A 14,319-nucleotide genomic window follows, 5' to 3' on the forward strand; every position below is an offset into this window, starting at 1 on the left:
CTGAGCGCATGCGTGTGCTGATAGTCGAAGACGACCCCATGGTCATGCGTCTCAATGTCGAATACCTCAATCGTATCGATGGCATGCGCCTGGTCGCCCAGTGCGAGGATGTCGCCGCGGCGCTGGAGGTGCTGGCGCAGGAGGCGGTGGACCTGGTGCTGCTGGATGTCTATCTGCGCAGCCGCAGCGGTCTGGAGGTATTGCGCTGGTTGAGACGCCATGCCGCCCCTGACATCCAGGTGATCCTGATCACCGCCGCCAGTGAGGCGGACACGGTGCGCAGCGCGCATGCGCTCGGGGTTTGCGATTATCTGGTCAAACCCTTCAGCTTCGCCCGCTTCCAGCAGGCGCTGGCACTGGCACGGCGTGGTCGCCAGCAGCTGGAGAGTCTCGAGGGGGAGGTCAGTCAGCAGCAGCTGGACCAGCTGTTCGGCTCGCAGATGGCGGTCAGTGGCGCGGCGGGGACGGTGTCTGATGGCCGCCTGCCCAAGGGTGTGACGGCAGCGTCCCTGGCGCTGGTCGCCGGTGCCATCCAGGCGCTGCCACGCGATGAAGACAGTTTCACCAGCGAGGCGTTGCTGAGCGCCACGGGCATGTCGCGCGTGACCATCCGCAAGTACCTGCGCCATCTGGCGGCCTGCGGCATGCTCAGCGAGGCCTTCCACTACGGCCAGATAGGCCGCCCCTCCTTCACCTATCAGGTCATCGATCGTCAGGCGCTTGCCAGGCAGTGCCGACTCCCCTGAAGGACGTCATCGGATGGCGAGCCCTCTGCCTCAGCCGGTGTCCACTCATGTCTGCCAGTGCCCACCCATGTCCGCCAATGCCTCAGCGCCGCTGCACGATATCGCGGATCAGGCGGCGTCCCGGGTGCAGGTGCTCGGCCAGTTCGCGTTCCAGCGGCAGCGGCTCGCCGCACAGCTGTGAGGCGATCAGCTCCGCACACAGCGGTGCGGTGGTGAAGCCGCGTGAGCCATGCGCGGTGGAGAGCCACAGGCCGGGCAAATGGGCGCCGCTCAGTGACGGCACGCGCTTTTTCGCATCGAAGGCCATGGCGGCGTAATCCTCACGCCATTGCGCGGCGTCCGGTGCCGGACCGGCCAGCGGACTCTTGTCGGGGCTGGCGGCGCGCCAGGCGACACGCCCCTGCCAGGCATCGTCTTCCAGCCTGACGCCACGCGCCCGCTCCCAGGCAGCGACGAAGGCGGGCAGCGCACTGCGCAGCTCGGCGACATTGGCGCTGTGGTCTGCTTCACGTACCGAGTCATCCTCATCGCGCGGGGCGAAGGTCGCGCCGAAGCTGAGCGTCACGCTGCCGTCGGCGTGATGCTGACAGGGCGAGACATAGCCACCGGCACACACCACGCTGTCGAGCATGGGCAGCCCTGCTGCCTGTTCGGGCGGCACCGTGATCTCGCTGACCTGACCACGAATCGGCTGCAGCGGCAGATGCGCGAGCGGCTCGGGCAGGTGAGTCTTCTCCCCCAGCGCGACGATCAGCTGATCCACTTCCAGACAGCTGCCGTCGCTGGCTTGCAGCTGCCAACGCGGCGTTGGTGCGTTGTTGCCTGTCTTTCCGCCTTCCTCTCTGCCTTCCTCGGCCCCCAGCGACTGAATGGCCTCGATGCGCGCCTGCCGAAAGCTGATGCCCGGCGTGGCGGCGAGGTGCTGACACAGCGCCTTCGGACGCACCCAGCCCGCGACGGGATAGAAGAGGCCATCGAAGGTGATCTCGCTGCCGGCGATCTGGCTGGCCTGGTCGGCAGTGACCGGCCTGAGCAGCGCCTCGGGCAGCGGGTGATTGTCCGCGAAGCGCTGTTGGCGCTTGCGCTCACGCTCGCTGGTGGCCAGCTGCAGCACGCCGCTGGCGGACCACAGGGTCTGCTCGGGGTCGAGGCTTGCCAGCCAGCGCCGGCTGTATTGCAACGCGGCCAGCTGGAAGCGGCTGGCAGGGTTGGTCTCGGCGGCCAGCTTCACGTAGAGCGCCCCCTGGGTATTGCCGGAGGCCCGCGCACCGGGGGCTTCGGCGTCGATCAGCGTGACCTTCACGCCACGCCGCGCCAGCGCCTCGGCGCAGCTGGTGCCGGCGATGCCAGCGCCAAGTACCGCGACGTGTGTCTCGCGGGAGATGGGCGCCGGCTGGGGCGGCTGCGTCCAGGGCTGTTCCCGGCGCAGCGGATGAAGCACCCCGCGCTGTGCGGGTGATGGCAGCGGGGGACGGGGCCGGTCATGCTGTTCCTGCCTTTCGGCAAGCCCCATCAGCTCGGCGCGCGCCGCCGAGGTGGCAGCGTCCAGCTCGCCGCAGATCATCTCGCGCTTCATGCCATGGCCGGGCACCTTGCGCCAGGCGAAGCCTGCCGCCCGCAGGCCGCGCCGCACGAAGCCCGCGGCGGTGAAGGTGGCAAAGGTCGCCTCGGGATGCGAGATGCCGGCCATGGCCGCGAACAGCGCCGGTGACCACATTTCCGGATTCTTTGACGGCGAGAAGCCATCGAGGAACCAGGCATCCACGCCTCCTTCGAGGCGTGACAGGCGCTCGACGGCATCGCCGAAGTGCAGATCCAGCGTGATGCGCTCATCCAGCCACAGACGATGCACGCCGAGTACCGCAGCCGGCCATTGTGCCACCAGCGGTTTCGCCAGTGAGGCGAGATCCGGCCAGGCGGACAGCGCGCGTTCGAGATCCGCGGCACGCATCGGATGCTTTTCCACCGAGACGACATGCAGGCGTGCCTCGGCGGGTGCCGTGGCCAGAAAGCGCTGGGCGGCGCACAGGATATTGAGGCCGGTGCCGAAGCCGGTCTCGCCGATCACGAAGGGGCGCGCTTCCCGCCAGTCTCGGAAGCGCTCGCTCAGCCGGTTGCTGTCGAGGAAGACGTGCACGGTCTCGGCGCGGCCATCGTGGATCGAGAAGTACACATCCCCGTAATCCATGGCCTGTGGGGCCGCGTCATCCCATTCAAGGCGTGCCTCTTCCAGCGCGGCCAGCGGTGCCAGCGGGACCTCCGGCACCACGCCGGGTGCCGTGACAGGGTCGATCGCGCTCGGTGGCGTCGTCGCAGGCTTGCGTGTCATGGCGTCCGGCCTGTCCTTCGGCGCCGCGTCGGACACTGACCATGCGGACGGCTCAGACGTGGACGGCTCAGGCGTGGCGGAAGCGGGCTGGCGGGGGGAGGAGGGACGATCGTTCACGGGCATTCCTGGCAGGAGGTCGAGCGGGAGAGCAGGGCATCAGGGCAGTGGCCGGGCAACGTCTCCAACGCAGACGACGGACAGCCAGGCTGTCCGTCGTCAGGGGGCGAAGCCGCCGGTCAGCGGCCGAGCGGCAGTCAGGACTAGGGCAGTGTCTGCTTGAACGGCTTCACTTCGGCGCTTGCATAGACACCGGCGATGACGAAGGGATCGGCATCGGCCCACTTCTGGGCCTCTTCGAGGGAATCGAACTCGGCGATGATGACGCTGCCGCTGAAGCCGGCGTCTCCCGGTGCTTCGCTGTCGATGGCCGGGTTGGGGCCGGCGATGACCAGACGGCCTGCGGCATTCAGGGCCTCAAGACGTGCCAGATGTGGCGGTCGTGCTGCCATGCGCGCTTCGAGACTACCTTCGACATCCTGACAGACAATGGAATACAGCATCACGAATCATCCTTATGTGAAGAGGTGGAAGAGGAAGACTCTTCCTGAGGGGCCTGCACCATGTGACGGGACAGATAGACGCCCTGAACGATGACGAACAGCAGTGTCAGGCCAAGCATGCCGAACAGCTTGAAATCGACCCAGATGTCTTCCGAATAGTGGCTGAAGACATAGATGTTGAGGCCGCCCATGGCGAGGAAGAATACCACCCACGCCAGGTTGAGGCGGTGCCAGATGGCACGCGGCAGCTGGATCGCCTTCTCCATCATGCGCTCCACCAGCGGCTTGCCGCCGAACAGCGGCGAGAGCAGGAAGGCGACGGCAAACAGCCAGTTGACCACGGTCGGCTTCCACTGGATGAAGGCGCTGTTGCCGAACAGCACGGTCGCGCCACCCAGCACGACGACCAGCGCCAGCGTGACCAGCTGCATCTTCTCGACACGCTTGTGACGCCAGTAGATATAGAGCACCTGGGCGAGGGTGGCAGGGATCAGTACGGCCGTGGCCATGATCATGTCGCCAGTCGTCTTGTAGACGGCGAAGAAGATCACGATCGGCAGAAAGTCGAGCAACATCTTCATGAGAAACACACACTCCTGGACACGACGGCGGTGCCGTCGGGAAGGCAAGGGCTTGTGCGAGTGGTATCCTTTGGCAACCAGCGGCGCACCCTTGCCTGCATGCGTTCATTCTGCCGCCATTGCTGCCTGCTGACAAAGCCCATGTGGCTTCCAGACATATACGGCAGTCAACACTGCCCCTGACGTCCCTGCCGAGGGCTTGCCAGCATGATCGGCAACTCGAGGCTCTGGACGTTCATCCCGAGAGGTTTTCCCGTGTCCGACGTCCTGTCCGACCATCCGCCGACATCCGAGTCGCCCGCTCACCAGCCATCATCGCCACCGCCTGCCCGTCCTGTCCCCCGCGCGCTGCCCCAGCGTTTCGAGACGGACATCGAGGTGCCGGACATCGACCTGCACATGCACTCGACCGCCTCCGATGGCGGCATGGCGCCGGCAGAGCTGGTCGCGCTGGTCGCGCGGCGCGGCGTCTCGCGCATGTCACTGACCGATCACGACAGCATGGAAGGCATCTTCGAGGCTCAGCAGGCGGCGATCGCCCATGGCGTCACCCTGCTGCCGGGCTGCGAGCTGTCCGTGCGCTGGCGCAATCAGACCATCCACCTGGTGGCGCTGATGCCCGAGGGCGCCGGAGACGCGTTGAGCGCCGGCCTCAGGCAGCAACATGATGCACGTGAGCGGCGCAGTCACGAGATCGCCGCGCGCATGGAGAAGCTGGGACTGAGTGATGCCATGCAGCGTGCCCGTGAGCAGGCCACGCTCAGCGGGTCGGGAGACCGCCCCCTGTCGCGGCCGGACTTCGCCCGCGCGCTGGTGGAGGCGGGGCTGGCCCGTGATCTTCAGGATGCCTTCAAGCGTCACCTGGGCTCCGGCCAGAAGGGCGACGTCAAGGCACACTGGCCCGAGATGGAAGAGGCGGTGGGATGGATACGTGCCGATGGCGGTGTCGCGGTGATGGCGCACCCGATGCGCTACAAGCTGACCCGCACCAAGCGCGGTGAGCTGCTGCGGGACTTCATCTCTGCCGGCGGTGAGGCCGCCGAGCTGGTCAGCGGCTTCCAGAACATCGACCGAGCGCGTGACCTGGCGCGTCAGCTGGATGAACTGGGCCTCTATGCTTCCGTCGGCAGTGATTTCCACTTCCCCGGGGGGCCGCTGGCACCCGGCAGCATGAGTCCGCCACCGCGCACCAGAGTGCCGCCCGTCTGGTGTCATCCGCGCCTTGCACCCTTTTTTGCGGCCGCCACCGCCACCATGTGATAGAGATGGCAGAGCCGGCCTGACTGGCGTGTCGCGTCGTGTCAGGCCGGTCTTGTCGAGAGTTCGCCGAGAATTTGTCGAGAGTTCGCCGAGATCAGTGCGCCAGTGTCCGGCGCACTGTGCTGACGCAAGGAGCGCCGCATGGGACAGTTTTTCCAGATACACCCTGAAAACCCGCAGAAACGTCTTATCGATCAAGCGGTTGCCATCATTCGGCAGGGGGGCGTGATCGCCTACCCGACCGATTCCGGCTATGCACTGGGTTGCCACCTGGGCGAGAAGAAAGCCATCGAGCGCATCAAGCGTCTGCGTGAACTCGATGACAAGCACAACTTCACCCTGATGTGCTCGGATCTGTCGGAAATCGGCACCTACGCCAAGGTGGACAATGCCGTCTTCCGACTGCTCAAGAGCCACACGCCCGGAGCCTTCACCTTCATCCTCCACGCAACCACCGAAGTGCCACGCCTGCTGTTGCATCCCAAGCGTCGCTCCATCGGCGTGCGCGTGCCGGACCATGCCATCACGCATGCCCTGCTGGAGGCACATCACGAGCCGCTGATGAGCGTGACGCTGATTCCGCCGGGCGAGGAGCTGCCGATGACGGACCCGGAAGAGATCCGTCAGCGCTTCGGGCATGCGCTGGATCTGATCATCGATGGTGGGGCCTGCCGCCTGGAGGCCACCAGCGTGGTGGACCTGCGCGACCTGCCGCCCGTCATCGTGCGTGAGGGACGAGGCGACATCTCGAACTTCGTCGAGTGAGGCATGCCGCATGACGCGCGTGGCGAGATGCTCATGACGCGTTGCTCGTGATGACGAGAAGCGGATGGTGACATGGCAGGCGAGGTCGTTGAACAGGAATTCAATAACGCTGAGTGTTAATATTCGGCTGTCTTGATAATTCAACGACATACCTATCATGCACAGAGGATCATCGATGCCGATCACGTCTTCATCTCAAGCGCGTGTCTCATTGCTGGCGAGAGCCACCAGGGTCGCGACACTGGCAGGAATCATGGGCCTGGGAGTCGCTCCCGTCAGTCAGGCGGCCGAGACACCCGAGGCAGCGCAGTGTCCGCCGGCAGCATATGCCATGGCACTGCGCTATCAGCAGCAATCGGCGGAAGTCGCGGCCCTGCAGCGTCAGAGCTATGCGCTGGCGACACGTCAGCTGGAGACACTGCTGGCATCTCGTGATGACGAGAAACCTGCCGCGATCATGACCGACCTTGATGAAACCGTGATCGACAACTCCGCGCTGCTGGTGCGTGATCTCAAGGCCTGTCATGACTTCACGGGCTGGGACACCTGGAAGGCGTGGGAGCGAGAGGGCAAGCCGACCCTTATTCCGGGTGCCAGGGAGTTCCTCGAACTTGCCGCATCGCGTGGCGTGGCGATCTACTACGTGTCGGATCGCTACGAGGAGAACAAGGACGCCACGGTCACCACGCTGAAAGCCCTGGGTCTGCCCGGTGTCGATGACGCCCATGTGCGCCTGCTGGGGCCGAGCAAGTCGGTGCGTCGCCAGGCGATCGCGGAGGATCACGACATCGTGATGCAGCTGGGCGACAGCCTGCATGATTTCGCGGATGACTTCTCCGACAAGACGCCCGAGCAGCAGAAGGCGCTCGTCGCGGAGCAGGCGCAGCATTTCGGCAAGGATTGGATCATGTTGCCGAATGCCTCCTACGGCAGCTGGAGCGAGGCCACGCTGACCGCCTGGGACAAGCCCTTCTCTGACCGCTAGCCCTTGCCGGCTTCCGGCTGAATGACAACGCCCCCGGACCTTGCGGTCTCGGGGGCGTTGTCATTTCCGAGGCGTTGTCATTTCCGAGGCGTTGTCGTGTGCCGAGTGACACTCGGCCTCGTCAGCTGCGGTCGCGGTCGGGGGAGTCGTCGCCTGGGGAGGCGGTTTCCTCCTTCGCTGGCGGCTCGGCGTCGGGCTCAGGTCCGGGTTCCGGGTCTGTCTCAGGCTCTGGCTCGCGTGGGTCACGCGTGTCTTCATCCAGCCAGGTACCGCAGAACTTGCAGTACTTGGCATTGCGATCATGGCCCTCACGGCCACAGCCGGGGCAGGCTTCATCGCTGGTCTGCTGCATGCGCAGGCCGTTGAGCACCTCGGCCGAGAACACGCCGGTGGGCACGGCGAGAATCGAATAGCCCAGTATCATCATCATCGCCGAGATGAACTGGCCCAAGGGCGTGATGGGGGCGATATCGCCGTAGCCCACCGTGGTCAGCGTCACCACCGCCCAGTAGAGCGCCTTGGGGATGGAGGTGAAGCCGGCTTCCGGAGGTTCGATCAGATAGATCAGGGCACCGAACACCGTGATGATGCTGAGTACGGTGATGAAGAACAGCAGGATCTTGCGACGACTGCGCGCGAGAGCCTCGACCAGCATGCGACCTTCGCCGACGAAGGCCATCAGGCGCAGCACGCGGAACAGCCGCAGCACACGCAGCACGCGCACCACCAGCAGTGCCTGTGCCCCCGGAATCAGCAGCGAGAGCCAGGTCGGGGCGATCGACAGCAGGTCGAGCACCCCGTAGAAGCCCTTCGCCCAGGTGCCGGGGTGTTTGAGGCAATAGAGGCGTACTGCGTATTCCAGCGTGAACAGCAGGGTGAAGGTCCATTCCAGGATACGGAACAGCTCCCCATGGCGGGCATTCAGCGATGGCACGCTATCGAGCATCACCACGGCGACGCTGGCGAGAATCATCGCGACCAGCGCGATATCGAAGGCCTTGGCCGCCTTGGTGTCGGACTCGAAGATCCAGTGGAACAGCCGGGCACGCAGCCTGCCGCTGGCCGGCTCGAAATCGCTGGAGCGAGGGGGGGCGGTGGCGGATTGTGACGTACTGCCGTATTCGTTGGCCGGCCCTTGGCGTTCAGGCATGCGGGCTTCCTTGACTGGCGTCGCAGCGCCGGGGCGGGCTGCGACGCGATGGTGGGGGCAGGGCAGGTGAGGGCGCGATGGCCAGGCGCTCAGCGAGCGATTTCACCGGGGTCTCTCAATGAGCTGTCTCACCGAGCATTCTAATGAGCTGTCTCACTGGCCTCGGCTGCGCAATGCCGCCAGCAGCGACAGGCTGTGCTGACCGAAGGCCGCTGTCATCCAGCTGTCTGGCGTGCCCTGCTCACGGGATTCGCTCAGCGCCTCCGTCAGCGCCACCGCATGGACATGACCGGGATGCTGACTGGCGGCCAGGCGCGAGGCCAGGGCCGAGAAGGCGGCCAGGGCGTGATCGTGCCAGCGCATGTCATCTTGCTGCTGGCGGTCGGCATGTGCATCCAGGGCATCGATGGCCGCGGCGAGCAGGGCATTCGTGTCGGTGGTATCCAGCGTCTTCTCGTGCCATTCGCCATCTCTGAGTGCGGCACCGCGGCGTGCCTTGCTGGCATCTGCCGGGCGCAGGGCCAGTCGGCTGGCCAGGGATTCCGCCAGCGTCCACAGCACCCCTTCGCGCTGCTCGGCGCTCAGGTCGTCACCGCCAGTGAGTTCCAGTTCGATCTCGCGGATGTGCGTTTCCCGACCTGCTGCCTTCACGTGGCCGAGATCCAGCGCCATCTCGACGCCGACACCCGCTGTCTGGCCATCCTGCGTCACCGTCAGCTCCAGCTGCCAGGCATGACGTTCGAAATCCGTGCTGAAGGTAGGGGCGAGGGCGCCGAGCAGGTGCTCACGCGGACCTTCCTCAAGCGCCTGCAGAGGGGGAAGGCCGCGCAGGCCATCGAGATCGAGGTCTGTCTGGCCGTCGGGCAGCGCCCATTCCCACTCGCCGCGCGAATGCAGGCCGCCATGGCTTTCGCCACTGGTCTTGAGGGTCTGGCGCAAGGGGCCCGGACTGTCGGCATCCTCTCCACTGCGGCGCAGGCGCAATGCCATCTTGGCGCGTTCCAGCGCATGCTCAGGCGTGTCGAAATAGGTATTGGCCAGCCAGCGACGACGGGGCGTGGTGCCAGCCAGTTCCGCGATATCCGCAAGACGTTCCAGAATCGCCGTGCGTCCGAGGCCGCTGTGGGTCAGCGCCAGCTTGAGTTCGATTTCCTGCGCCATGACGACGGCACTCCCTGTACGAGAAGATGAAGAATGAAGATGGCCGGGCATGGATGACGACAGCGATACGAGGACGCTGGCGGCCTGTCCGAGATCCCGGGACAGGCAGCCCCCGGCGGCTTCATGCTCGCGCCTGTCCCTTGCCAAGGCAAGCGCAGAGCGTGTCGCCAGCCTTCCCACGGCAGGTGATGCGTCAGCAGAATCACAGTGATATGACAGTATCGTGACATTTGTGTGACATGAATTGCCTGCCGCCAACTCCTTGGTTATATTATGAACAATGTAATCAGTCAGCGACCCCGCGTCCTGTCGCTACATGACAATCTCTCCTCTGGAATCCTTCGAGTTCCCCCCGACTGCCGCTGATGTTGCGTGAAGTACAACAGCATGGCGGTATCGTGTCGTTACGATGAAAGTTATGTGATCGTCACAAAGGCTTTGCTACACTCCGCGCGTCAATCCTTAACGCCGACGGCCACTATGGTAACGACCAACCCTTTCTCTTCGATGTTCGGGCGCTCGCCTTTCAAGGCGCTGCACACCCACATCATCAAGACAGACGACTGTGCCCAGCACTTGCTGACCTTCTTCGACGCCTGCGAACAGGGTGATTGGGATCAGGCGGCCAGCATTCGTCAGACCATCAGCAAGCTGGAGCGTGAAGCGGACGAACTGAAGACGCAGCTGCGTCTCAATCTGCCCAATTCGCTGTTCCTGCCGGTATCCCGTTCCGACCTTCTCGAGCTGATCCATGTCCAGGATTCCATCGCGAACGTCACCAAGGATATCGCCGGCATCATGCTGGGTCGCCACATGCAGATACCCACCGCGCTGGTGCCCGCCATGCGTGAGTATCTGAAGACTGCGGTCGAATCGGTCTGCCAGGCGCGCCGTGCGCTGGGCGAGCTGGAAGATCTTGTCGAGTCCGGCTTCGGGCGCAACATGAGCGAGCTGGTCGACAAGCTGATCAATGAGCTGCATGAGCTCGAGAAGCAGTCCGACGAACAGCAGATCGCGATCCGCCAGACCCTGTTCTCGCTGGAAGCCGCTCTGCCACCGGTCGACGTGATCTTCCTCTACAAGATTATCGACTGGGTCGGCGATGTCGCCGATCAAGCTGAAAAGGTCGGTACCCGACTGCAGATCCTGATGGCGCGCTAAGCGCTGTCAGGACGTCCTGCCATCTGCTCAAGAGTTCCCTAATGTCCATCATTGCTCAATACGGCGATGTGCTCGTCATCCTTGCCTGCGTATTCGGTTTCTTCATGGCGTGGGGTGTAGGCGCGAACGATGTCGCCAATGCCATGGGTACCTCGGTTGGTTCCAAGGCCATTACCATCAAGCAGGCGATCGTCATCGCCGTGATCTTCGAATTCCTCGGTGCCTGGCTGGCTGGTGGTGAAGTCACCGATACCATCCGCAAGGGCATCATCGACCCGTCACTGCTGATCCAGAATCCGCAGTTCCTGGTCTACGGCATGCTGGCATCACTGCTGGCCGCCGGTATCTGGCTGCTGATCGCGTCCATGAAGGGCTGGCCGGTCTCCACGACCCACTCCATCGTCGGTGCCATCGTCGGCTTCGCGGCGGCGGGTCTCGGCGTGGATGCGGTCGAGTGGCCCAAGGTCGGTCAGATCGCGGCCTCCTGGCTGGTCTCGCCGCTGCTGGCGGGCTCCATCGCCTTCGTGCTGTTCAAGTCCGTGCAGACGCTGATCTTCGACAATGACGACCCGTTCGCGGCCGCCAAGCGCTATGTCCCGATGTACATGTTCCTGGTCGGCTTCATCATCTCGATGGTGACCATGGTCAAGGGCCTCAAGCATGTCGGGCTGCACCTGAGCTTCGAGTCCAGCCTGCTGCTGGCCGTCGTCATCGGTGCCATCGTGATGGGAATCGGCGTGCTGATGGAGCGCAAGGTCGCGCGTTCTCGCCTCAAGGAGAAGAATCGCGCCACCGGTGATGATTTCGACTTCAGCGGCGTCGAGAAGGTCTTCGGCCTGCTGATGATGTTTACCGCCTGTGCCATGGCCTTCGCCCACGGCTCCAACGACGTGGCCAACGCGGTCGGTCCGCTGGCAGCCATCATCAGTGTCGTCGATTCCGCCGGTCAGATCGGCGCCAAGGCCAGCATGCCCTGGTGGGTACTGGTGCTGGGTGGCGGCGGTATCGTCGTCGGCCTGGTCACCTATGGTCGCCGCGTCATCGCCACCGTCGGTACCGGCATCACCGAGCTGACCCCGTCTCGTGGGTTCGCGGCCACCCTGGCGGCGGCCTCCACCGTGGTGCTGGCCTCCGGCACCGGCCTGCCGATCTCCACCACCCACACCCTCGTCGGTGCGGTGCTGGGGGTAGGTCTGGCACGCGGCATGGCAGCGCTCAACCTGCGCGTGATCGGTACCATCGTGATGTCCTGGCTGATCACTCTGCCGGCCGGCGCGATCCTGTCGATCCTGTTCTTCTTCATGTTCAAGGGCATGTTCGGCTAAGCCGACATCTGCCTCAGCGCCCGGGCTTGCGACGGGTTTGCGACAGGGCGCTGCATGAGAGAAACACGCAAGATGCATTGGCATGACGCATCGGCAAGACGCATCGACAAGATGCATTGGCAAGACGCACTTGAAAAACGTTTTTGAAAAAACGTTTTTGAAAAACGAGAAAGGCGACCTTCGGGTCGCCTTTCTCGTTTAGGCCGCATGGATGTCAGGGGCGTCGCTCGCCGTGCAGGCTGCGGCGCTGATATGATGATTCATGGGCATGCCTGACATGTCATTTTCCTCCCTCCTGCACGGAGCTGGCTCTTGAACACGCGTTTTCCCTTCGCGGACTGGTTTCGCAATTCCTCTCCCTACATCAACGCTCACCGTGGGCGCACCTTCGTCATTCTGATCGAAGGCGATGCGCTGTCTTCCTCACGACGAACGCAGTTGATTCAGGATCTGGCGTTGCTGCACACCCTCGGCGTGCGACTGGTGGTGGTGTTCGGCGTGCGTCCGCAGGTCAGGGAAGCACTGGAGGGAGTAGGAATCGAGGCCGAGCGTCATCAGGGGCGTTGGGTCGTCACCCGTGACATCCTCGCGCATCTGGAGCAGCAGGTCGCCACGCTGCGCCTGCGCCTGGAGGCCAGCCTGTCGCTGGGGCTGCCCAATACCCCGCTGCATGGTGTCGAGCTCTCCGCCGTGTCGGGCAATCTGGTGATGGCCAAGCCGCTGGGCGTGCGAGAGGGCATCGACTTCCTGCACGGTGGCGAGGTGCGTCGGGTGCGCAGCGAGGCCATCCAGGGGCTGCTTTCCCAGCAGGCCATCGTGGTGCTGCCGCCGTTGGGCTTCTCCAGCACTGGCGAAGTCTTCGACCTCGATGCGGCCGAGGTGGCCGAGCACGCGGCCGTGGCGCTGGCCGCCGACAAGCTGATCCTGCTGGGAGAAGGGGAGGGGCTGTTCGATGAGCATGGCGTACTGTTGCGTCAGCTCAACCCTGAACAGGCCGCCGCCCTGGCGCCGCCACGTGAGGATGACAGCGAACTGTCTCGTCATCTGGCCGCGGCCTGTGGTGCGGCGCGGCGCGGCGTCGGTCGCACTCACCTGCTCAGCTGGCGGGATCGCGATGCGCTGCTGGGCGAGCTGTTCACCCGCGACGGGATCGGCACCATGATCACCCGCCAGGGCTACGAACAGCTGCGCAAGGCACGCCTGGAGGATGTCGGAGGATTGCTGGCATTGCTGGGGCCGCTGGAGCAGCGCGGTATCCTCGTCGCTCGCTCGCGTGAACGCCTCGAGCACGAGATCGACGACTATGTCGTGCTCGAGCGTGACGGCATGATCATCGGCTGTGCAGCCCTGCATGTCAGTCGTGACGCTGCCATGGGCGAGCTGGCCTGCGTGGCCGTGCATGATGACTACCGTCGTGGCCAGCGGGGTGAGCAGCTGCTGGCCGAGATCGAGGTGCGTGCACGGCGTGGTGGCCTCACGCATCTGTTCGCGCTGACCACGCATACCCTGCACTGGTTCATCGAGCACGGCTTCGTGTCGGCCGGCCTGGATGACCTCCCGCCGATGCGACGAGAGATCTACAACTCCGCGCGCAATTCCAAGGTGCTGATCAAGGCGCTCTAGTCACGACCCAAGCACGTGGCGCTCAAGGCGCTTGCCGTCGCCCTCAAGACTCTCGACCCCCGTCAGCCGCCTGAACGCTTCAGGTGACTGACGGGGGTCTTGCGCATGATGCGCGGGAAATTCCGGCAAGATGTCGCACTTCTGGATCGATGCCGCGCTTCTGGCTCGATGTCGCAATTCTTGATCGATGCCGCGCTTCTGGATCAATGCCGCGCTTCTGGATCGATGTCGCACTTCTGGATCAGTGAGTGGCGCGATGTCTTGCAAAGGAGACGTTTCAATTGATTGATATGGAAGGAGAAAATCGGATACCAACGATAACTGTTGGCATTTTGCGACGAAAAGGACGTGTATTTCATCGTTTCACGCCTCGTGCGTGGGAATCCACGCCGATGCCGGTTTTTGTATATTTGCAAGTCATTGTTTTTGAATGTGTTTTCCGGTTATTGGCACGGCATTGGCAATAGTCATGTTGAGCACGAGGGAGTGCCCATGAAAATGGACATTCTCTCCGGCCTTCCAGCGATGACGGTACTCACTACCCTGTGCGCTCCGTGATCGCTGACAGGCCAAGCGTCTGCTCCACGCGATGTGTGACTTCAGGTTGCGATGAGACAGGTACGGCCCCCAGAGGGCATGGAAAGTATCTTTAGGGCAAGGATGCCCGGGCATG

The 14,319-nt window shown here is 64.0% G+C and carries 12 protein-coding genes; 7 read left to right on the forward strand and 5 right to left on the reverse strand.

The window, feature by feature from the left end; genetic code table 11:
• Window positions 1-8: 8 nt before the first annotated feature.
• Window positions 9-746 (forward strand): response regulator, encoded by a 738-nt coding sequence (locus tag HXS66_RS04865; protein ID WP_176502981.1) that lies wholly within the window; start codon window positions 9-11, stop codon window positions 744-746.
• 82 nt (window positions 747-828) lie between these two features.
• Here HXS66_RS04865 and mnmC read toward each other — a convergent pair whose 3' ends face one another.
• The 3 genes from mnmC to HXS66_RS04880 all read right to left on the reverse strand — a co-directional run bounded on the left by mnmC (window position 829) and on the right by HXS66_RS04880 (window position 4,216).
• On the reverse strand, window positions 829-3,075 hold the full coding sequence (gene mnmC, locus HXS66_RS04870; protein ID WP_176502982.1) for an FAD-dependent 5-carboxymethylaminomethyl-2-thiouridine(34) oxidoreductase MnmC: 2,247 nt from the start codon (window positions 3,073-3,075) through the stop codon (window positions 829-831).
• Between the two features lie 260 nt (window positions 3,076-3,335).
• Window positions 3,336-3,635: a YciI family protein gene (locus HXS66_RS04875; protein WP_077378958.1), complete on the reverse strand. Its 300-nt coding sequence runs from the start codon at window positions 3,633-3,635 to the stop codon at window positions 3,336-3,338.
• Window positions 3,635-4,216 (reverse strand): septation protein A, encoded by a 582-nt coding sequence (locus HXS66_RS04880; RefSeq protein WP_077378961.1) that lies wholly within the window; start codon window positions 4,214-4,216, stop codon window positions 3,635-3,637. The genes HXS66_RS04875 and HXS66_RS04880 overlap by 1 nt, the downstream gene beginning before the upstream one ends.
• 255 nt (window positions 4,217-4,471) lie before the next feature.
• Here HXS66_RS04880 and HXS66_RS04885 point away from each other — a divergent pair, with 255 nt between their 5' ends.
• From HXS66_RS04885 to HXS66_RS04895, 3 genes are all read left to right on the forward strand, one after another.
• Window positions 4,472-5,476, forward strand: a complete 1,005-nt coding sequence (locus HXS66_RS04885) for a PHP domain-containing protein (RefSeq protein ID WP_240499608.1) — start codon at window positions 4,472-4,474, stop codon at window positions 5,474-5,476.
• Between the two features lie 141 nt (window positions 5,477-5,617).
• Window positions 5,618-6,241 carry an L-threonylcarbamoyladenylate synthase gene (locus HXS66_RS04890; RefSeq protein WP_077378966.1) on the forward strand — a complete coding sequence of 208 codons (624 nt, stop codon included), beginning with the start codon at window positions 5,618-5,620 and terminating at the stop codon, window positions 6,239-6,241.
• Window positions 6,242-6,416: 175 nt separating this feature from the next.
• Window positions 6,417-7,226 (forward strand): 5'-nucleotidase, lipoprotein e(P4) family, encoded by an 810-nt coding sequence (locus HXS66_RS04895; protein WP_255303099.1) that lies wholly within the window; start codon window positions 6,417-6,419, stop codon window positions 7,224-7,226.
• A 121-nt stretch (window positions 7,227-7,347) separates the two neighbouring features.
• Here the strand turns inward: HXS66_RS04895 and HXS66_RS04900 are convergent, their stop codons facing one another.
• Window positions 7,348-8,376 (reverse strand): ion transporter, encoded by a 1,029-nt coding sequence (locus tag HXS66_RS04900; protein ID WP_176502983.1) that lies wholly within the window; start codon window positions 8,374-8,376, stop codon window positions 7,348-7,350.
• A gap of 153 nt (window positions 8,377-8,529) precedes the next feature.
• Window positions 8,530-9,537, reverse strand: coding sequence for a CYTH domain-containing protein (locus tag HXS66_RS04905; RefSeq protein ID WP_176502984.1), 1,008 nt, complete (start codon window positions 9,535-9,537; stop codon window positions 8,530-8,532).
• A gap of 480 nt (window positions 9,538-10,017) precedes the next feature.
• Here HXS66_RS04905 and HXS66_RS04910 point away from each other — a divergent pair, with 480 nt between their 5' ends.
• The 3 genes from HXS66_RS04910 (at window position 10,018) to argA (ending at window position 13,646) form a co-directional block, all read left to right on the forward strand.
• Window positions 10,018-10,698, forward strand: coding sequence for a TIGR00153 family protein (locus HXS66_RS04910; protein WP_077378976.1), 681 nt, complete (start codon window positions 10,018-10,020; stop codon window positions 10,696-10,698).
• Between the two features lie 41 nt (window positions 10,699-10,739).
• On the forward strand, window positions 10,740-12,023 hold the full coding sequence (locus HXS66_RS04915) for an inorganic phosphate transporter (protein WP_084209374.1): 1,284 nt from the start codon (window positions 10,740-10,742) through the stop codon (window positions 12,021-12,023).
• Between the two features lie 312 nt (window positions 12,024-12,335).
• On the forward strand, window positions 12,336-13,646 hold the full coding sequence (gene argA, locus HXS66_RS04920; protein ID WP_176502985.1) for an amino-acid N-acetyltransferase: 1,311 nt from the start codon (window positions 12,336-12,338) through the stop codon (window positions 13,644-13,646).
• Window positions 13,647-14,319 lie beyond the last annotated feature (673 nt).

Origin of the sequence: Cobetia sp. 5-11-6-3, assembly GCF_013374055.1 — a bacterium.
Lineage (GTDB): Bacteria > Pseudomonadota > Gammaproteobacteria > Pseudomonadales > Halomonadaceae > Cobetia > Cobetia marina.